Below are 18,799 nucleotides of genomic sequence, written 5' to 3' on the forward strand. Positions count from 1 at the left end.
GTGATGTATCAACCCCCGAAAATACTTGAATGAGGTGAAAAGGTGAAACAAAAGATTCTGATTACTCCGAAGTCGTTTCAAAAATATAAAGAAAAGCCTATTGAAATGCTTGAACAACAAGGATTTGAAGTTATAGAAAACACAACTGGGCGTACGCTTACTGAAGAAGAGATAATCGAAATTGCAAAAGAAGGCGTCGTCGGAATCATTGTGGGTGTAGATCCGTTATCTGCACATGTCCTTGAATCATGTAGTCAATTACAAGTAATTTCAAAATACGGTGTTGGAATGGATAATATTGATTTAGAGAAAGCTCAAGAGTTAGGCATTAGAGTACAAAACGCTGGTGGTACAAATAACATTTCGGTAGCAGAGTTGGCTGTTGGACTCATGTTTGAAACTGCTCGTAACCTTTCCCAATCTATTCAAACTGTAAAAACGTTTGGATGGAATCGTGTGATTGGAAGTGAGCTAACAGGAAAGAATGTTGCAGTAATTGGAGGGGGACAAATCGGAAAAGAGGTTGCTAAACGATGTAGTGGTCTACAAATGGATGTTACTATTTATGACCCATTTTTTAATGATCAAGCATTTCTTGATGAGTTTAATGTACAACGATCCGAAAACTTCAATGAATTAATAAGTTCTGCAGATTACATTACACTTCATTTACCAGTAACGAAAGAAACAAAGCATATGATAAATGCTGATGTATTTAATCATATGAAACCTAGTTCCGCATTGATTAATACAGCGCGAGGCGAATTAGTAGATGAAAATGCACTATATAATGCATTATCCAATGGACAAATAGGAGTAGCAGCTCAAGATGTCTATTCTCAAGAGCCACCAATAGTGGGTGATTCATTAGTTTCCTTACCTAATTTTATTTTGACACCCCATATTGGAGCATTCACAAAAGAGTCCGTAGAGCGAATGGCAATTGTTTCAACTCAAAACTTGTTAAACATGATAATGAGTGAAGAGTAATGATGAAAACAGATTATCATAATATGATGCATATATTCTACAAATGCATTCAGTAAACGAAAAGGAAAGGAATGATAGATTTGAATTTGCCTGAAAAAGCAACAGTACCTACGATGTATTTTATTGGGGTAACGACAACTAAGTCATCTATTATGAAACTATTTCCAGAATGGGCAAAAATATTGGAACTTGAAGATGCTGTCTTAAAAGGAATTGATATGAATATTCATGCCGATGCTAAAGAGTATAGGGAAGTTGTAGAATTTATAAAACATGATGAATTATCTTTGGGGGCCTTAGTTACTACACATAAAATTGACCTCTATGAGGCTGCAGAAGATTTATTCGATTACTTGGATCCTTTTGCAAAAACGTTTGGTGAATTATCTTCTATATCTAAAAGAGATGGCAAACTTTGTGGTCATGCTAAAGACCCGATTTCAAGTGGTCTGGCTTTGGAAAGCTTCGTAGCAGATAGTTATTGGGATAATCATAATGGAGAGTTATTCATCATAGGGGCGGGTGGAAGTGCCATTGCTATCTCTTCCTATTTACTAAACTCGGATAGGGAGGGGAATGTACCTTCATTAATATTAATTTCAGATCGCAATCAAAAAAGACTGGATGAAATTAAAACTATTATTCATAAGGTGAACCCTAAAGTGAATGTGGAATATTATTTAACACCAGAAGCTTCTCAAAATGAAAAATTACTTAAAAAATTGAAACCACATTCTCTTATTATCAATGCGACAGGGCTTGGAAAAGACAGACCTGGATCCCCGCTTCCAGATGAAGCGATATTCCCAAAAGAGAGCTTGATTTGGGAATTGAATTATCGCGGAGAATTAGATTTCATGCATCAAGCGACTGCACAAGCAGAATACCGTAATCTACTTGTAGAAGACGGTTGGATTTACTTTATACATGGTTGGACACAAGTTATAGCAGAAGTGTTTAACATTGATATTGTAGGAGATAAGTTTGACCAGATTGAACAATATTCTAATCAAATGAGATGAATTACAACTAGGAGGAAACAAATTGACAAAAACAGCAAAAGCATTCACGGTTAACTTTGATTTAGTAACAGGGCTTTCAAAATCAGAAACATCTACAAAACGTTATTTATCAGATATGAAAAAAATGTTTTACAATGTAGAGGCTTTGGAAAAATCGATCCAAGAAGAAAATAACCATGTAATCTATGAGTATTATAGTTTGGAACTTCCCAAAACTGAAGGTGATATCCATTTTGGAACTAGCATCGTCTACCCAGGGATAGTGGGAGACGAATACTACATGACAAAAGGACATTTTCATGAAATCCTTGAAACAGGTGAAGTTTATTTTTGTCTTAGTGGGACTGGATATATGCTTATGGAAAATCCAGAAGGAGATTGGCAAATTGAGAAATTTGTTCCTGGACAAGCTGTATACGTTCCAGCACGTTATGCGCATAGAAGTATTAATATCGGAAGTGAACCCCTAATTACTTTCTTCTCATTCCGAGCAGACGCAGGACATGATTACGGAACAATCGAGATGAAAGGTTTCCGTAAATTAGTCGTTGAGCGAAATGGAAACGCTGAAGTTATTGATAATCCTAAATGGAAACAATAAGGAGGCTCTACTATGTATCGTAAAAGAGACATACTTACAAAGATTGAAGAGAGTGGACTCGTAGCAGTTGTGCGTTCGGATAATGCTGAAAAAGCAAAGCGAATCACAGAAGCATGTTTTAAAGGTGGTGTAGCTGCGATAGAGATTACTTACACTGTTCCTGGTGCAACCGAAGTCATTAAAGAAATTAGAGCTGAGTTTGGGAAGGATATCATTGTCGGAGCGGGCACAATCCTTGATCCAGAAACTGCCCGCATTGCGATTCTTGCGGGAGCACAGTATATCGTGAGCCCTTATTTAGATGAAGAAACAGCCAGGTTATGCAATCGGTACCAAATTCCATATATGCCAGGCGTCATGACTATTAAAGACGTAGTGAAAGGACTTGAAACAGGCGCAGAGTTATTAAAAGTTTTCCCTGGAGAACTCTTAGGACCAAAAGTCATTTCTGCAATAAAAGGCCCCATACCTCAAGCTAATTTGATGCCTACAGGCGGAGTTAATGTAGATAATGTTGGTGAGTGGATTCGTGCGGGAGCAGCTGCTGTCGGAGCAGGGGGTAGTCTGATTGGAAAACCAGATGTTCAAGGTTACGAGCAGATTACTGACACCGCTAAAAGTTTTATTGAACAAATTAATATAGCAAGAAATAATTGATTAGTTGGTATTAAAAATTCATCTTTTTTGGATAAGAGAAAGTAGACCCTAAGTCAATTCAAAAACGAAGGGATGAGTATTTATGGATAGTATCATTTTTGATTTGGATGGGACATTATGGGATTCTCGTAAAACTGTTGCCAAGTCATGGTCTGAGGTTGTGAAAAATTCTCCAGATGGTATAGGAGAAATCACCGAAGAAGATTTAAAAGCAACAATGGGACTACAAATTAAAGACATTGCTAAAATTGTCTTTGGTTATTTGGATGAAACCAAACAAATGGAATTAATTCTTGATTGTTGTCATAATGAACGATTGTATTTATTGGACGAGGGTGGACAATTATTTCCTGATCTAGAGGAAGTCCTACAGAAGCTTTCGGAACGATATAAATTATTTATTGTTAGTAATTGTCAAGAAGGCTATATCGAAGCATTTTATGAGTATCATGGACTTAAGAAATACTTCCTAGATTTTGAAAATCCCGGTAGAACAGGTCTCAGTAAAGGTGAAAATATTCAACTTGTCATCGAACGCAATCAGCTTAAATCTCCTGTGTATGTAGGAGACACACAAAGTGATAAAGATGCCACAGAATATGCCGAAGTACCATTTGTTTATGCTGCATACGGATTTGGACAAGTAGAAGGTTTCGATTACAAAATCGGAAAATTCGAAGAGTTGTTAACCCTTTTTATATAGGTTAAGGAGTCGCATGAACCCGTTCGAATGTGGACTGAATCCTTTCTTTTATCAGTTGGTTTGATTACCGCCATGAGAATACACCACTCATGGCATGTTATTTACCACCGAGTGACAAAGCCTTCCGCAATTACAGGGAACTCTCGTCAAAAAGTAACAAAGGTCATCAATCTGGATGAAAAGAAAGGATTAATCCGTCCTTTAGACGAGCTAATTGACACTTACGAAGAAGAGAGTGCTCATTCAGACATAATGTATGACTCGGAACTGGAAACCGAGTTACCTGAAGGAAATACGGCTGATACTCTAAGCGAAAAAGAAGAAATATCTAATACGACTTCGAATGATCACGAGAGAGCTGAGGTGAAAGAGGATTGTGAGGCTGAGTTTTGGGATGGTTATGCTGAAGGGCGGTACTTAAACGAAGATTATTCCTTCCGTTATGCTAATCCGCCTTTGAATCAGTCAGACATCTACACAGACTATAGACTGGCTCTTTTTCAATCAGATTTTATCGAATCGATTGACCGTGGAGAATTTCCAGGCTTGGCATATAAGGTGGGTATCCTATGGTTTCCAGTTTGAATGAAAGTGAAAATATGACATTCATTAGAAATATGGATAAAAGTCAATATTATATGATGGACTAAAATCAGATTGGCATTCTGCTAGATAACAATGAAGACTTAACATTAGCTGGAATGCTTTTACCAATCGAAACACAATTGGAAGAGTTTGTTGCTATGTACGGTGAACCACAAATTTTTTCTGATCCGGGTCCGCGTACGTATACATATTTTACAATAGAACATTACCGACTTATATTTCATGCAGATCCTTCGGATAACGAATTGCTACGTTTCCTGGAGTATTGGTGAAAAAGATGATTCATACACGACTCGAATATTTGCTATCAAGCATAAGTACTCTTCAAAAAAGCTCTTCGATCAAGCAAACGATCGAGGGGTTTTTCTGTTTTATACGTAATATGACTGAAGCAAGGATATGTTTCAGGAAGACAATTTCTATAAATGATGGCTGGATGATAAATATTCTATTTTGATCAAAGTTTTAAGAGCTTAAGTGAGAAGCTGCATTTACTCAAATGATATAGAACATAGATAGCGGGCATCTTTCCTGTATTTTGCCGGGATAATTTAACTAGTCAACAACAACGACTTTTTCCATTAGCAGAGATTTGTTCTGAAATCGAGTAAACATTTCCACCGTGTTTCTTTAAAATTACTTTTTTTCAAAGTAAGCAATACACCATGTATCGCCACAAACCTGTTCTTAAGCCGGTTTAAAAGATAGAATGATACGAATACCGGGAAACCGATTTCTTGTATAAAATTCATCCATTGTTCCATTTTTTGTCTCCTCTCTACGAAGACATAAAAACCGGCTTACCAGTTCGTAAACTGGTGAGCCGGTTAGTCCATCGTGTTATATGATTACAAGTTCAGTCACATTTCTCTCGACGATACGGACGCCTTTTAACGATTCAAGTGGAGCTCCATTTACTTCGAACACGCCAGAAGCAATAATCGCTTGCATCGTTGCCTCCACGGCTACTGCTGATAAGTTTGCCTGTGGATTGTCCACTGTCAGCATCACCTCTTGCCAGTCGTTGTTAGGCCACCGTCAAAATACACTCGACCAACGGCATGTTGGAATTCGAATCACCTCTCTTCATCCTCTAGATAGAAGAAAAGTGGGGACAAGGATACAAATGGTGTTGATTTTATTTTAGATATGCTTATTGGAATCTGCTGAGCTCAATCATAACGTGTTTTCATCCAACTTATCCAAAGTCATTCTACCTTCCATAATTCTCGCTGCGCTTTATAATCAAAGAAAGGAAAGGACGAGGTAAATGGATGAGCGAACATACGAGTTTGACGAGGGTATGCGACTGTTTTTGGAACACTTGGAACGGCAGTGTTATTCAACTGAAACGTCTAGTGGATATGGGAAGGATCTTGAATGCTTCAGAAGATTTATGATACGGAGTGGGGAAGGGATTGATTTCCCTTTGGATGTAATTGGGAAGGAAGAATTGCTGAAGTTCATGGATAATGGACGTACACGGGGGAATAAGACGAGTACGATTGAGCGGCGATGAAGTCGTTTTACAAGTTCCTTGTCTATGAGCTGGATTATCCTGTAGATGTGGCCGCCAGAATCCGGATTCTGAAAGTGTATACGCCACTCAAAGCTATTTTAACGGAAGATGAAGTGATGCGATTGCTCTGTTCGGGGCAACAATTGGATTCACGCTTAAGTCCTGTCCGTACGTTGGAGAGAAGCCATGTTCGCTTGGCAGATCGCGTCATTTATTTTCCGAAGGTAAAAGGGGGGCAAGGATTTGTATTTGCCCCTTCATGATCAGTTAAAGGGGTTGTTTGAACAGTATTTTGCAAAGTATGATCTAGAGGAGCATGGTTACGTATTTCCATCTACGCTTTGTCCGGATCAGCCGCTCAGCGTATCGGATATTCGCAATAAGCTTCGTTGGACTGCCAGTCAAGCAGGGCTAAATTCTTTAATTACTCCACATACATTGCGTCACTGTACGGCAACACATTTAACGATACGCACGGTTCCGCAGCATACCATTGCTAGCATTTTAGGGCATGCTGATTTACGTTCGACAATGCGGTACCAGCACCTTGCTGTGGACCATTTACGCGATTCGTTGAATATGCTTTGAGAGGTGGGCATGATAAAAGTGACAAGGGCCGATGGTTGGTCCTTTTTTCTTTGCTTACAATCAAGTAATTACTGATGATTGCGTGAGTTGATAGGTTAGGGTGGTATAATAGGCGCATAGAGAAGATAGAACAGGGTGTAAAGAACTGAACGCTTGCTGTATTCATTGGGCGTATAGTTTAAGCGCATTTCATTGGCTATACACGAGTTATTTCTTCTAAAGCTAGAGAGTTGATACAAAAAATAGATGATGAGGATTTGGGGGATGGATATGAGGAATACTATTTGTATAATAATGGTTACCATATTATTAGTGGTGTCTTTCGTGATGCTACCAACTATGAAGACGATTCATGCCGATGTAGCGACAAATGCTACAAATGAATTGCTTGTCAAATACTCGAGTGATTATCGCTCGATGGCTAGTACGAAAATCCTGCAAGATGTTGAGACTATGGAATCAATTGCACCAGAAGTTGAGCTTTTGACATTTTCGGATGATGCGGATATGGAAGCGATTAGAATACAGTTGGAAAATAATCCGTCTATCGAATATGTAGAGCCAAACTACGAACGTCATTTGCTTACTGTTCTAGATGATCCGTATACGAGTAGCCAGTGGTGGCTTCCTCATGTGAAGGCAGAAAGTATGTGGAAACATGTGGCGGCTCAAAAGAAAAAAATAGTAGTTGCCGTAATTGACTCTGGGATTGACATGAATCATGAGGATTTGAAGAATCGGATTGAACCAGGTGGATATGACTTTTTCTCGAATACTACAATGATGACGGACCTACATGGACACGGAACTAAAGTTGCAGGCGTTATTGCGGCTGAAGCGGGGAATGGGCGAGGTATTTCTGGGGTTGCAGGTCCGTTTGAAATTTCGATTTTCCCTATTAAAGTGCTAGGTAGTAGTGGCACAGGCAGTACCTCGTCAATAATCAAGGCGTTAGAGTACGCAATTGCAAAGAAAGTCGACGTCATCAATCTAAGTCTTGGAGGTGCTAATTCTTCAGCAATAGAGAATGAAGTTATCCAGCGTGCAGTCCGTGCAGGAATCGTTATCGTTGCTGCCGCTGGGAATGATGCACTTAAGGGGAATTCAGTTTTTTATCCCGCATCATATGAAAATGTCATCTCAGTTGGAGCAGTGGATGAAAATAACAGTAGGTCAAGTTTTTCAAATTACAATCAATATGTAGATCTCGTCGCACCTGGTGAACGGATACTTACGACGTTCCCGAAGCAATCGTATAATAAGGATGGAGGAACTTCTTTTTCTGCACCCATCGTTTCAGGAACTGTGGCGATGATGAAAGCATTGAAACCACAGTTATCGCCTAGTGAGATTGAGGATTTATTGAAAAGGATGGCTCAAGATTTTGGGGCACCGGGGTATGATTCTTTTTATGGACATGGTGTATTAGATATTGAGAAATTGACTGACCGGCTTGTGGGTGCACAGTTTGTAGGTGATTTCTTAGAAATGACTGTTCCAATTACGAAGGAGTTCATCGTGTCATTCAACCAAGAGCTTGTTCTTGGTAAAGACTACACGCAGGATGTCATCGTGTCACGGAAATCTGACGGAAGTGAACGAGTTACTTTGTTCACCACAACAGTTGATCCAACAACACCCACGAACCTACTTATTGCACCGCAAACAAATTGGGACTTTGGGGAATATTATTTGAATATCACTACCGGAGTACAAAGCAAGGACAATAAATCATTAAAGAAAGATGTTCGAATGAAGTTTATTGTGGAATGAAATAGAAACACAGCTATCTATTTACCTTTACTCAGTTTCCAATACGCACTAAGGAAACAGAGATGAATGTTGAGGAAAAACAATATCTTGGTCTACATTTTTCATATAAAATGCTCCTTCATTTGTAGTATAGGGAACTGATTTGGTTATCAGTATCTATTCCACAGAAGGAGCATTTTTTTGTATCATTATTCAGATCAATATACATATATAATTTAAATCACTTTAATTTACTTCCATGCAATGCTTTTGACTACTCCTTGTAACTAACACAACTTGATTTTTAAATAGCCTAAAACTTGAAAGTTAGTCCTATTCAGAAGTTCCTACTGATATCCCTACTGGTGTTCTTTTGGCTATAACTATTCGGATTGAAATGGGGCTAGCTACCCTTGTCTCACTCCTCTTCCAGCCATTCCTGATTGTTTAAGATCATATCATTGATCTGTTTCTCACTGACGACTGCGTCTTTTCGGAAGAGTAGGTCTAAATAGGCCTTATGCGTATGGAGTGTCCGCTCGATGCTGCTAGATTGTTTGGAGGCAATCATTTTTGGCTTATACAATTCGTAAATGGTTTTGCCAATTTCGATAACAAATGCATTTTCGGTTGCTTCAAGAACCGCATAGTGGAATTCCAAATCGATAACGGCCAGTTCTTCAGGGCTTAACTCCGGCTTTAGCCGCTGGGCTTGACTATGATAGACTTCCTCAATTTTTTTAATCTTTTCTTCAGACCAATTGGTACGAATGATATTAATCATAAGAATCTCGAAATGCTGACGGAATTCGATCAGCTTCTGTGTGTTATTACTGTGCATGATTAAGCTGAAAATCAAGGGATTCAAGGAAAAATGGGAAGGATTATTGGTGATGTACATACCTTCACCGCGCTTAATCTGAATAACTCCGATCGATTCCAGTATCTTTATAGCTTCCCGGACTGGTGTCCTGCTAACGCCAAGTTGTTCGACCATTTCAGATTCTGTGGGTAGTTTATCACCATTTTTAAGTGTCCCGTCTAGTAGCTTTGCCTTTATGGCGGAGACAATCTCAGTTGATATTTTGTCAGAAGTTGTTAGTTTTTCAAAATGCATAGGGTGAATCCTCCGGTTGAGTTTACTTTCTTCTCTATAGATTATATCGGATAAACAGAATTTCACCTAAGTTTTATCAATATCATGATTATATTAAATATTCTGTTTACACGGAATGGAGAAGGTGATATCATTTATATCTACTACATCATATGTAGTATGTAGTCATTTTGGAAGGAAGTGTCGTGTTTGGAGAAATACACAATCGCTAGTATTCCAGGAGATGGAATCGGGCCAGAAGTAATCAAGGAAGCTATCAAGGTCTTGAAGGTAGTGGAGGAGATACATGGAAATTTGCATTTTGAAATCGATTCTTATGATTGGAATTGTAAACGGTATCTTGAAACAGGGCGTATGATGCCTGAAAATGGAATAGAAATATTGACTCCATATGACGCCATTCTATTCGGTGCAGTAGGTTCACCAGAAGTCCCTGATCATATTTCCGTTTGGGAGTTAATCCTACCGATAAGAAGAGAGTTCCAACAATATATAAATTTAAGACCTATTAAATTATTAAAGGGAATTGAAAGTCCTTTAGCCAATAAAGGTATAGAAGATATTGACTTTGTCGTAGTGCGTGAAAATACGGAAGGTGAATATTCAAATAGTGGAGGTCGTTTGCATGTTGGCACTCCATATGAAGTAGTTGTGCAGAATAGTGTTTTTACAAGAATGGGAAGTGAACGCGTCATAAAATATGCTTATGAATTGGCACGAAAAAGAGGTTCTAAGCAGTTATCTGTTGCAACAAAATCTAATGCCATTAATTTCTCCATGCCGTTTTGGGATGAAGTTGCGAAAGAAGTTGGCATTGATTATAAAGAAATAGAACCTATTTTTCACCATATAGATGCATTGGTTGCCTTCTTTGTATCGAAGCCAGAAATCTTTGATGTAGTGGTGGGTAGTAACTTATTTGGGGATATATTAACAGATTTAGGTGCAGCGATTTCAGGTGGACTTGGAATTACACCTTCAGGAAATATTAATCCAGAAAAAAAATTCCCATCTATGTTTGAAGCAATTCACGGTTCTGCACCAGATATTGCAAATAAAGGAATTGCAAATCCAATAGCACAAATTTGGAGCACTTCCTTAATGCTAGAACATCTAGGTTATCCAGAAATGGCTAAACTAATTGTCGATGGAATAGAAGCCACATTAGTAGATGGTAAGGTGAGAACACCGGATTTGGGTGGAACTGCTTCCACAATAGAGTTTGCAGATAAAATTATTGAAAACATTAGAAAGTATGCATAAGGGGGGATTTTTATATGGGACAATTAGAAGCTAAAGTTATTGCCGTCACCGGAGCTGGTGGGGGAATGGGGAAAGTGGTAGTAGAAAATCTGTTAGCAGAGGGCGCCATTGTAATTGGTCTTGATATTAATACAGATTCCCTATCTTCTATTGAAAATGAAAATTTACGTATCAAAAATATAAATCTACTAGAAGAATCGAGTATTAAAGAAACTTTCAAAGAAATATACAATGAGTTTAATAAATTAGACGGTCTTGTTAACGCAGCTGGAATAGCGCAAGCAGGAAAACCAATAACAGAAGTGGAATTATCGGAGTGGCATTTGTTAATGGATATTAATGCGACTGCAGTATTTTTAACAAATCGTGAAGCGGTTAGGTATATGAAGAAAACAAACAATGGATCTATTATTAATATAGGCTCCGTTTCCGTTACAAGACCACGTCCTGGATTACAAAGCTACGTTGCCTCTAAAGGAGCGGTAGAAGCATTTTCCAAAGCTTTAGCACTCGAAACAGCACCATTCAATATTCGTGTTAATGTATTACACCCTGGTCCAGCTGATACACAAATGCTAGGTCAGTTTTCTTCTCAACAGGCTGGTGAGGTAGTATTAAATAAAGACATTTTTGCGGAAAGTGTTCCATTAGGTAGATTAATTAGACCAACTGATATTTCTGCAACCGTTACACATTTATTAACAGATGGGGCACAGATTATTACAGGTGCAGTCATTCATGTAGATGGCGGAAGAAGTATCTAGAAAGGAAGTTCTAAATGGAAAAAATACAAATACTAATTGATGGAACATGGGGTGGAGATGAAAACGAACAATGGATAGATGTCATTAATCCTGCCTCAAGTGAATTAATCACACAAATTGTTCGTGGAAATGAAAAACATGCAGATCGTGCTGTCCAAGCTGCAAGGAAAGCATTGAAAAGTACAGAGTGGAGAGCTTTTAAACCATTTCAAAGAGGGCAATTTTTACAAGAAACGGCAAGATATATTAGAGAGAATGCGGAAGAATTAGTGGATCTTGAATCATTGGATATAGGGAAGCCAAGTGGACAGGCAAAAGCAGATATTGAAGCTGCTGCTCGCTATTTTGAATTTTATGGTGGCTTAGCAGACAAAGTGTTCGGTGATTCTATTCCGATTGAAGAAGACTTATTAAATGTAACAGTTATTGAGCCAATCGGAGTTACACTTCATATTGTACCTTGGAATTACCCTATCCAGATTACTGCGCGTAGTGTAGCTGCTGCAATTGCTACAGGAAATGTAGTCATCGTGAAAAGTTCTGAAGATACGCCACTTACTACAAACTTTTTAGCAAAATGGTTCCATGAAAAACTTCCTAAAGGGGTATTTCAACATCTTACAGGATACGGCGCAGAAATTGGATCTGCATTGACTTCTCATCCTGGTATCAATCAAATTACTTTTACAGGTTCGGTTCCAACAGGAATTGCAGTAATGAAATCAGCCGCCAACAATGTTGTACCTGTAACGCTTGAGTTAGGTGGTAAGTCACCAAACGTAGTATTTAAAGATGCAGATTTAGAACGTGCAGTTCCTGCAATCGTTAATTCAATTGTACAAAATGCAGGCCAAACCTGTTCTGCAGGATCTCGTCTATTAGTAGATGAAACAATTGCGGACGAATTACTAGAAAAACTAGTAGAAAAATTTAAAAACTTGAAAGTGGGACCACCGGTTAACAATGCAGATGTGGGACCCATTATAAATGAAAAACAATACGACCGAATTCTAGGGATTTTAGAGACTATTGATAAACAAGCGAAGATTTTAGTAGGTGGGGAAGCAGTTCAGGTTGAAGGTTATGAAAATGGCTTTTATATAAGTCCTACAATAATCGAAGCACCTAATCATAATAATTCTATTGTACAGGAAGAAGTTTTTGGGCCAGTGCTCAGTGTGGTACGTTTTAGTAATGTGGAGGAAGCCATTGAATTAGCGAATGCCACTGAATATGGATTAGTTGCTGGTGTTTGGACTAAAGATATTGATATAGCACATTATGTAGCGTCACGCATTGAAAGTGGTCAAGTTTTCATCAATAGTTATGGAGCTGCGGGCGGTGTTCAGATGCCGTTTGGAGGATATAAGAAAAGTGGCATTGGGCGAGAAAAAAGTCATTTAGCCGTTCAAAACTATATTCAAATAAAAAACATTGCCATCCAAGTTCGACTATAAAGTATTAAGAAAAGTGGCTAGCGCCTTGAGTGTAGCCACTGGTCCAGGTAGAAAAATATATGCTTTCTTATCTGTCAAAATAGACTCAAAAAAGGAGGTTTAAAATGAAAGCTCTTAGCAAAATTAGTAGTTTAGCTGGTAAACATTTTGCCCTTATAGTAATCGTGTTTTCAGTCTTAGCTTTTATGGTTCCAAGTTTGTTCTCTTCATTTGGTGCGTATATCACTATCTTACTTGGGGTCGTAATGTTCGGCATGGGACTTACGTTGAAAGCATCCGACTTTAAATTAGTTTTTACCAATCCAATCCCTGTTCTAATAGGAGTAGTTGCACAATTTTCTATCATGCCAACTATTGCATTTCTCATTGCTTATTCATTAAAATTACCGGCTGAACTTGCCGCTGGTTTGGTTTTACTTGGAAGTGTTCCTGGGGGTACTTCTTCAAACGTAATGGTGTATTTGGCAAAAGGAAATGTTCCTCTATCCATCACCATGACAAGTGTTTCTACATTACTGGCTCCAATTATGACGCCATTTCTATTATTAATTTTTGCAGGGCAATGGTTGCCAATTGATCCAATGTCTATGTTTATGTCCATTATTCAAGTGATCATTATCCCGATTATATTGGGCTTATTAGTTAATAAATTCCTACCTACTGTTACCAGTAAAAGCGAAACTGTTTTACCTCTAATCTCCATTGTTGCGATTACCATTATTGTATCTGCAATTGTTGCAAACAATAAAGAAAATATTGCAACTGCAGGAATACTAGTGTTCGTTGCAGTCTTACTGCATAATGGATTTGGACTTTTATTAGGATACTATGCAGCGAAAGCTTTAAGACTATCTCGTCAAGACCAACGTGCAATATCGATTGAAGTAGGAATGCAGAACTCCGGTCTTGGTGTAGCTTTAGCTGCTGCATATTTCACGCCACTAGCTGCATTACCAAGTGCATTCGCTTCCGCATGGCAAGTAATAACCGGAACTATTCTCGCTTCCTACTGGGCAAAACATGAGGTACCAACTGAACCTACCTCTACTTTAGAAGTGCAACCACTTCAAGATCCTTTCCCAGATGTAGAAGAGCTATCGAAATAATATAAAAAGAAGCGCTTGATGATTTTGTATCAAGCGCTTCTACTAATAAAAGAACTAATCATGGAAGAGATTATACGAAAAACTTCATTTGTACGGCTCCATGCAAGCGCAAATCTGAGCGCACTCACTAATTGTCTTTTTGATGATCATCTTCAAGAGGGGACGGACCTCAATTCTATCCATGTTTCGCAAGAATCCCGGAGATTCAATGAAATCAGTGAAGCATTTACCCCTCACCCAGTCATTTCCTTTCCCAGTTTAGCAAGCATGTGCTCCCGCCGTTTCTTCACTCCCGCAACTGTAATTCCGTATTGCCCAGTAAATTCAGAAAGTGTGAACCCTTCGATGAATAGGCGTTGGACGAGTTGCAGTCCGGAAAAAGTCAGCCGCCCCATAGCATTTACAAGATAATCTTTCCATTCAGCAGTAACCGGGGTTGCTATATCATTAATGATTTGAAGTGACTCTAGCGTAACAGTTCTTCACATGTCCGCATTGACACCTAGTGTCGAGCTAAGCGGCCAAGATCGGCCGTATTTAAATCAATGAGTCGACGACTAATTTGTGAGTGACCAATTGACGTAAGCCCCAAATCTCGTTGTAACGACTTTTTTGACCGAATGCCTTCTTCGATTTCACGAAGACTTTCCCACTTACATAAGTTGGCCATAATCAAGATTTGCAAAAGGGAAAAGTCAGTTAGCTTTTTCGCATCATAATTCATCAATGGACAAGCCAAAATGTTAGCTGACAATAGAGATTAATATTGGAGAAAGACTAAGTTTGCGTCTACCATTTTCATAAGGAAGCTCCTTTCTGTAGAGTAGGTAACTGATTAGTCGTCAGTTTTATTTTACAGTAGGAGCCTTTTTTCGCATTATTCAAACTCATTTTTATTAGCTAGTGACATAAAAATCATTATTTTACTGCTATGTAACGCTAGTGGGTACCGATTTTAAAGGGTACCTTAAAATTTTGCTATCTACTCTTGTTCACAAGCAGTTCTTTACTCTGTTCCTAGGCTTACTAGTATACTTAACGGATGATGGAACTCCCGCGTATAATTGTGTGTAGAAAAATACAAAGTATAGAAATCAATTGAATTAACTAATAGAAAGTGGGAAGATACGTGGCAATTATTCAAGTTTCTCAGCGTGAAGGATCCAACTACAAAACCATTCAGGTTGCAGTAGAGGCAGCTCTGCCAGGAGATACAGTGGAAGTTGATGAAGGTGTTTATGATGAACATGTGACAATCGATAAGCTGCTCGTTCTTCGAGGTTCAGAAGGTGAAGCGAGCTCAGTTCGTCTAACAGGAAGTGTTCGTATCGCGACAACGGAAGAAGTGCGTATCGAATCGATCAGTATTGGTGGAGGCACTGGTCCAGTGGACTATGGAATACATATTGAATCAGGAGATGTAACGCTTCACCACTGTCTTTTCTCTGAGATTCAAGGCGTTGCAATGCGAGTGGATGCAGCTGCTAAAGTATCCTCAGCGCATTCGATTTTTCAAAAAAACATACAAGGGATTGAGGTATTAGGGCGTTTGGCTTTGTTCGAATGCATAGTAGAAGACACGATCAAGTCTGCACAAATTAGTGTGCGCGCAGGAGGAGAAGTAGCGGTAACGAATTCCGGAATTTTAAGTGGGCAAGAAGAAGGCCTTTGCTTGTATGAAACGAGTCGAGCAACAATCACCAGAAGTTCATTCATCGGAAATCGCGGGGTTCAACTTCGTTTGGAACAAGACAGTTCTATGGACGTAGAAAGTACGAATTTTTATTTTGGACATGTCCAAGGAATCTATTGTGATCAATCTAAGGGTGTTCTGAAAAATTGTGTCTTTAAAAACCAGAGTTTGGAGCATGTAGCATTTACGAATGGATCCCATATCGAAGTCGAGGCAAGTACGTTTGAAAATGGTGAGGCTGAAGGAATGCACGTCAGTGGTTCATCAGTTGAGCTATCCGACTCACAGTTTAAAAACCAAAAAGGTGACCAAATTTCCTGTAACGAACAAAGCAAACTCGCGATTACAAAAACCCAGATCCTTTCGGGTGCGTCTAGAGGAATTGTCTCCGAAAATTCCACGTGTACACTTATCGAATCTGAAGTGAAGTACAATCAGATGACGCAACTCTCTGCGTTTACTCAAAGCGTGTTCACGATTCTGGGTTGTGAAATTGAGAGTGGAACCAATAAAGGAGTTTACGTGACAAGTAGTCAAGTGACTATTTCGGATTCTCTTATTAGCCATCATAGTGGTGTACAGATTTTTGCTTCTGAACAATCGGAAGTAATTCTGTCAGCGACCGAAGTAAAGAGTGGGGATAGTGCAGGGATAGTTGTGAAAGATTCCAAGTTGACGGCAGCCAATTGCATCATCTTCGGTCATAAGGGATCCAACGTCTTACTCAGTGCTGCGGCTAACGCAGAAATTACCGATTGTAAAATATCGAGTGGAGATAAGAACGGCATACTTGCAGGTCCTGAAGTAGTTATTTCAGTAGAACGGTCCATTTTGTTCAATCATAAAAGGCCACAAATAAGAGCAACGGAATCTGCAGAAGTCTTTATAACGGAGTGTGAAATCTATGACGGTACATCGTCAGGAATCGTCTTGAGTCAGGTGGAGCGTACTGAAGTGACGGTAACTCGCGTACATGGTCATCGGGATGATCAAATCATCTTGCAAGATTGTTCGGATGCTGTATTTACTGGGGTGCAAGTGATGAATGGAAAGAAGGCTGGGCTGAGACTCGAGCGCTCGGTTCCGATTCTTAACGACTGTTCTTTTGAAAACAACCAAGCAGGAGATTTAGTCCGCTTTGATGACAGTGTTCCTGTGCTCACCGATACGGACTTGCAGGTTCCACCAATCAGTAGTAGATTAGGCGGCAGTGCTGGACATTCCTCACCTACTGATCAGGTGGATGTTTTCATGAATGGTTTGAACGGGTTTATTGGACTGGAAGATGTGAAGGACAAAATCCAGGAGTTTAAAAACGTAAGCGATATTAATCAATTCAAATTAGAGCGTGGCATGAAAGCTAATCCGGTGGTAGCGCCTCATATGGTCTTTCAAGGTAATCCGGGTACTGGTAAAACGACAGTCGCTCGGCTTATAGGACAGATTTTTAAGGAACTAGGTTTATTAAAGACAGGCCACGTAACTGAAGTGAAGCGGGAAGATCTCGTTGGAACGCATGTTGGTGAATCAGAAGAACGAACGAAAGTAATTATTAAGGAAGCTATGGGTGGCGTCCTCTTTATAGACGAAGCGTATACGCTTGCAGCAGGGGGCAATTCTAGTAAGGATTTCGGCAAAAAAGTAATAGAAACGTTGCTTCCTGCAATGGAAAATTCTCGCGGTGAATTCATTGTCATCGCGGCAGGCTATACCGAAGAAATGAGCCGTTTCCTAGCATCTAATCCGGGATTGAAAGATCGTTTTACTGAAAAGATTCACTTTCAAGACTATACACCAGATGAGTTGCTTCAAATCTTCTTAAGCCAGTGTGAAGGAAGCTATGTGCTTACTCCTGCTGCCAAACAAGCCGTTTATGAGGAGTTCGTGGAACGTTATCGTATGCGCGATGAAACATTTAGTAATGCTCGAATGGCACGTATACTATACGATCAAATCGGGCTTGCTCAGTCGATGAGAATTGCAAAACTTCCGCGTGAAGAGTGGACGGAAAAGGTATTGACGACGTTTGAAGAACAAGACGTTGTACAAGCGGTACAAGAGCGTGGCGTGAAGACGTACGAAATTCCAATCGATGAAGTACTACTCGCCCATAAACGTGCAGAACTCCATCAGTTTATTGGCCTTGGTTCTGTGAAGGCTGAAATAGATAAAATGATTGAATTAATGAGATACTACAAACGAGAAAATCATTCTACAGAGAAATTGATGAACCATACGCTGTTGATTGGTAAACCTGGGACAGGTAAAACCGAGGTCGGTCGTGTGCTCGCTGGTATTTATCAAGCGCTTGGATTATTAGAACGAGGCGATCTGATTGAAGTAGATCGCAGCGATTTAGTCGGTAGCCATATTGGTGAAACGGAGAAGCTGACAGCCGGGCTGATTGAACGAGCGATGGGTAGTGCGTTATTTATTGATGAAGCGTACACACTTGCGAGTGGTGGAGAGAATGACTTCGGGAAAAAAGCAGTGGACGTGTTGCTGAAAAAAATGTCCGATCGACAAGGCGAGTTCCTCTTAATTGCCGCTGGGTACGAAAAAGAAATGAATCGATTCTTAGACAGCAACCCCGGACTCCGTCGACGTTTCGGACTAACGCTCCATTTTGAAGATTATACACCAAAGGAATTAATGGAGATTACCGACCTCTATCGTAAAGGGTACGGCATAACAGATGAAGCAAAGCGTGCATTAGTTCGTCACTATGAAGAGATTTATGCGCGTAGAGATAGTCATTTCGGAAATGCCGGTCTTGCTAAAAAAATAGCGAAAGAAATGACGCGTAAAGTCGATTATCGAATGGCTGTGGCGACCAATAAACAAAATAGGCTTGCGCTCGAAAAAGAAATTACGAAGGATGATTTAGTTTTGTTGGAGAGTTGAATGATTTTCAGGTGCCCACTAGCGTTGCATAGTATTCATAAATAGTAAAAAAAGATA

At 39.4% G+C, this 18,799-nt stretch carries 18 protein-coding genes; 15 read left to right on the top strand and 3 right to left on the bottom strand.

All coding sequences use genetic code 11. The features are described from left to right. Positions 1–42 precede the first annotated feature (42 nt). From MKZ26_RS17690 to MKZ26_RS17715, 6 genes are all read left to right on the top strand, one after another. On the top strand, positions 43–990 hold the full coding sequence (locus MKZ26_RS17690) for a phosphoglycerate dehydrogenase (RefSeq protein ID WP_340766976.1): 948 nt from the start codon (positions 43–45) through the stop codon (positions 988–990). A 71-nt stretch (positions 991–1,061) separates the two neighbouring features. Then, on the top strand, positions 1,062–2,012 hold the full coding sequence (locus MKZ26_RS17695) for a shikimate dehydrogenase family protein (RefSeq protein WP_340766977.1): 951 nt from the start codon (positions 1,062–1,064) through the stop codon (positions 2,010–2,012). A gap of 22 nt (positions 2,013–2,034) precedes the next feature. Further along, positions 2,035–2,613, top strand: a complete 579-nt coding sequence (locus tag MKZ26_RS17700) for a glucose-6-phosphate isomerase family protein (RefSeq protein WP_340766978.1) — start codon at positions 2,035–2,037, stop codon at positions 2,611–2,613. A gap of 12 nt (positions 2,614–2,625) precedes the next feature. After that, the gene (locus tag MKZ26_RS17705) at positions 2,626–3,270 is read left to right on the top strand and encodes a bifunctional 2-keto-4-hydroxyglutarate aldolase/2-keto-3-deoxy-6-phosphogluconate aldolase (RefSeq protein ID WP_340766979.1); all 645 of its coding nucleotides are present in this window, start codon (positions 2,626–2,628) and stop codon (positions 3,268–3,270) included. An 82-nt stretch (positions 3,271–3,352) separates the two neighbouring features. Further along, entirely contained in the window at positions 3,353–3,973 is a 621-nt protein-coding gene (locus MKZ26_RS17710) for an HAD family hydrolase (RefSeq protein WP_340766980.1), read from the top strand. 72 nt (positions 3,974–4,045) lie between these two features. Continuing rightward, on the top strand, positions 4,046–4,558 hold the full coding sequence (locus tag MKZ26_RS17715) for a hypothetical protein (protein WP_340766981.1): 513 nt from the start codon (positions 4,046–4,048) through the stop codon (positions 4,556–4,558). A gap of 861 nt (positions 4,559–5,419) precedes the next feature. On the opposite strand, the gene MKZ26_RS17720 is transcribed toward MKZ26_RS17715, so the two are convergent. Further along, positions 5,420–5,587 (bottom strand): DUF2922 domain-containing protein, encoded by a 168-nt coding sequence (locus tag MKZ26_RS17720; protein ID WP_340766982.1) that lies wholly within the window; start codon positions 5,585–5,587, stop codon positions 5,420–5,422. Between the two features lie 262 nt (positions 5,588–5,849). Between MKZ26_RS17720 and MKZ26_RS17725 the strand changes: the two genes are divergently transcribed. The 4 genes from MKZ26_RS17725 to MKZ26_RS17740 all read left to right on the top strand — a co-directional run bounded on the left by MKZ26_RS17725 (position 5,850) and on the right by MKZ26_RS17740 (position 8,459). Continuing rightward, positions 5,850–6,098 (top strand): hypothetical protein, encoded by a 249-nt coding sequence (locus MKZ26_RS17725; protein WP_340766983.1) that lies wholly within the window; start codon positions 5,850–5,852, stop codon positions 6,096–6,098. Then, positions 6,095–6,361, top strand: coding sequence for a hypothetical protein (locus MKZ26_RS17730; protein ID WP_340766984.1), 267 nt, complete (start codon positions 6,095–6,097; stop codon positions 6,359–6,361). Before MKZ26_RS17725 ends, MKZ26_RS17730 begins: the two co-directional genes overlap by 4 nt. After that, entirely contained in the window at positions 6,342–6,686 is a 345-nt protein-coding gene (locus tag MKZ26_RS17735) for a tyrosine-type recombinase/integrase (RefSeq protein WP_340766985.1), read from the top strand. Before MKZ26_RS17730 ends, MKZ26_RS17735 begins: the two co-directional genes overlap by 20 nt. A 270-nt stretch (positions 6,687–6,956) precedes the next feature. Continuing rightward, positions 6,957–8,459: a S8 family peptidase gene (locus tag MKZ26_RS17740; protein WP_340766986.1), complete on the top strand. Its 1,503-nt coding sequence runs from the start codon at positions 6,957–6,959 to the stop codon at positions 8,457–8,459. A gap of 397 nt (positions 8,460–8,856) precedes the next feature. Here the strand turns inward: MKZ26_RS17740 and MKZ26_RS17745 are convergent, their stop codons facing one another. After that, on the bottom strand, positions 8,857–9,555 hold the full coding sequence (locus MKZ26_RS17745) for a FadR/GntR family transcriptional regulator (RefSeq protein ID WP_340740801.1): 699 nt from the start codon (positions 9,553–9,555) through the stop codon (positions 8,857–8,859). Positions 9,556–9,744: 189 nt separating this feature from the next. Between MKZ26_RS17745 and MKZ26_RS17750 the strand changes: the two genes are divergently transcribed. The 4 genes from MKZ26_RS17750 to MKZ26_RS17765 all read left to right on the top strand — a co-directional run bounded on the left by MKZ26_RS17750 (position 9,745) and on the right by MKZ26_RS17765 (position 14,145). Then, complete coding sequence (locus MKZ26_RS17750; protein ID WP_340766987.1) at positions 9,745–10,818, top strand: tartrate dehydrogenase; 1,074 nt, start codon at positions 9,745–9,747, stop codon at positions 10,816–10,818. Between the two features lie 14 nt (positions 10,819–10,832). Then, positions 10,833–11,582, top strand: coding sequence for an SDR family NAD(P)-dependent oxidoreductase (locus tag MKZ26_RS17755; protein WP_340766988.1), 750 nt, complete (start codon positions 10,833–10,835; stop codon positions 11,580–11,582). Between the two features lie 14 nt (positions 11,583–11,596). Beyond that, entirely contained in the window at positions 11,597–13,039 is a 1,443-nt protein-coding gene (locus MKZ26_RS17760) for an aldehyde dehydrogenase family protein (RefSeq protein ID WP_340766989.1), read from the top strand. Between the two features lie 104 nt (positions 13,040–13,143). Beyond that, positions 13,144–14,145, top strand: a complete 1,002-nt coding sequence (locus MKZ26_RS17765; RefSeq protein ID WP_340766990.1) for a bile acid:sodium symporter family protein — start codon at positions 13,144–13,146, stop codon at positions 14,143–14,145. Between the two features lie 502 nt (positions 14,146–14,647). On the opposite strand, the gene MKZ26_RS22385 is transcribed toward MKZ26_RS17765, so the two are convergent. Beyond that, positions 14,648–14,869 carry a DUF4372 domain-containing protein gene (locus tag MKZ26_RS22385; RefSeq protein WP_445683433.1) on the bottom strand — a complete coding sequence of 74 codons (222 nt, stop codon included), beginning with the start codon at positions 14,867–14,869 and terminating at the stop codon, positions 14,648–14,650. A 405-nt stretch (positions 14,870–15,274) separates the two neighbouring features. Here MKZ26_RS22385 and MKZ26_RS17770 point away from each other — a divergent pair, with 405 nt between their 5' ends. Next, positions 15,275–18,742 (top strand): right-handed parallel beta-helix repeat-containing protein, encoded by a 3,468-nt coding sequence (locus MKZ26_RS17770; RefSeq protein ID WP_340766991.1) that lies wholly within the window; start codon positions 15,275–15,277, stop codon positions 18,740–18,742. Positions 18,743–18,799: the final 57 nt, after the last annotated feature.

Origin of the sequence: Sporosarcina sp. FSL K6-6792 (assembly GCF_038004885.1) — a bacterium.
GTDB lineage: Bacteria > Bacillota > Bacilli > Bacillales_A > Planococcaceae > Sporosarcina > Sporosarcina psychrophila.

Excerpts from the sequence above, each read along its gene's own strand:
- MKZ26_RS17695 (WP_340766977.1), top strand. The coding sequence starts at position 1,062 with ATGATAGATTTGAATTTGCCTGAAAAAGCAACAGTACCTACGATGTAT.
- MKZ26_RS17705 (WP_340766979.1), top strand. The coding sequence starts at position 2,626 with ATGTATCGTAAAAGAGACATACTTACAAAGATTGAAGAGAGTGGACTC.
- MKZ26_RS17710 (WP_340766980.1), top strand. The coding sequence starts at position 3,353 with ATGGATAGTATCATTTTTGATTTGGATGGGACATTATGGGATTCTCGT.
- MKZ26_RS17715 (WP_340766981.1), top strand. The coding sequence starts at position 4,046 with ATGAGAATACACCACTCATGGCATGTTATTTACCACCGAGTGACAAAG.
- MKZ26_RS17720 (WP_340766982.1), bottom strand. The coding sequence starts at position 5,587 with ATGCTGACAGTGGACAATCCACAGGCAAACTTATCAGCAGTAGCCGTG.
- MKZ26_RS17725 (WP_340766983.1), top strand. The coding sequence starts at position 5,850 with ATGGATGAGCGAACATACGAGTTTGACGAGGGTATGCGACTGTTTTTG.
- MKZ26_RS17730 (WP_340766984.1), top strand. The coding sequence starts at position 6,095 with ATGAAGTCGTTTTACAAGTTCCTTGTCTATGAGCTGGATTATCCTGTA.
- MKZ26_RS17740 (WP_340766986.1), top strand. The coding sequence starts at position 6,957 with ATGAGGAATACTATTTGTATAATAATGGTTACCATATTATTAGTGGTG.
- MKZ26_RS17745 (WP_340740801.1), bottom strand. The coding sequence starts at position 9,555 with ATGCATTTTGAAAAACTAACAACTTCTGACAAAATATCAACTGAGATT.
- MKZ26_RS17755 (WP_340766988.1), top strand. The coding sequence starts at position 10,833 with ATGGGACAATTAGAAGCTAAAGTTATTGCCGTCACCGGAGCTGGTGGG.
- MKZ26_RS17760 (WP_340766989.1), top strand. The coding sequence starts at position 11,597 with ATGGAAAAAATACAAATACTAATTGATGGAACATGGGGTGGAGATGAA.
- MKZ26_RS17765 (WP_340766990.1), top strand. The coding sequence starts at position 13,144 with ATGAAAGCTCTTAGCAAAATTAGTAGTTTAGCTGGTAAACATTTTGCC.
- MKZ26_RS22385 (WP_445683433.1), bottom strand. The coding sequence starts at position 14,869 with ATGAATTATGATGCGAAAAAGCTAACTGACTTTTCCCTTTTGCAAATC.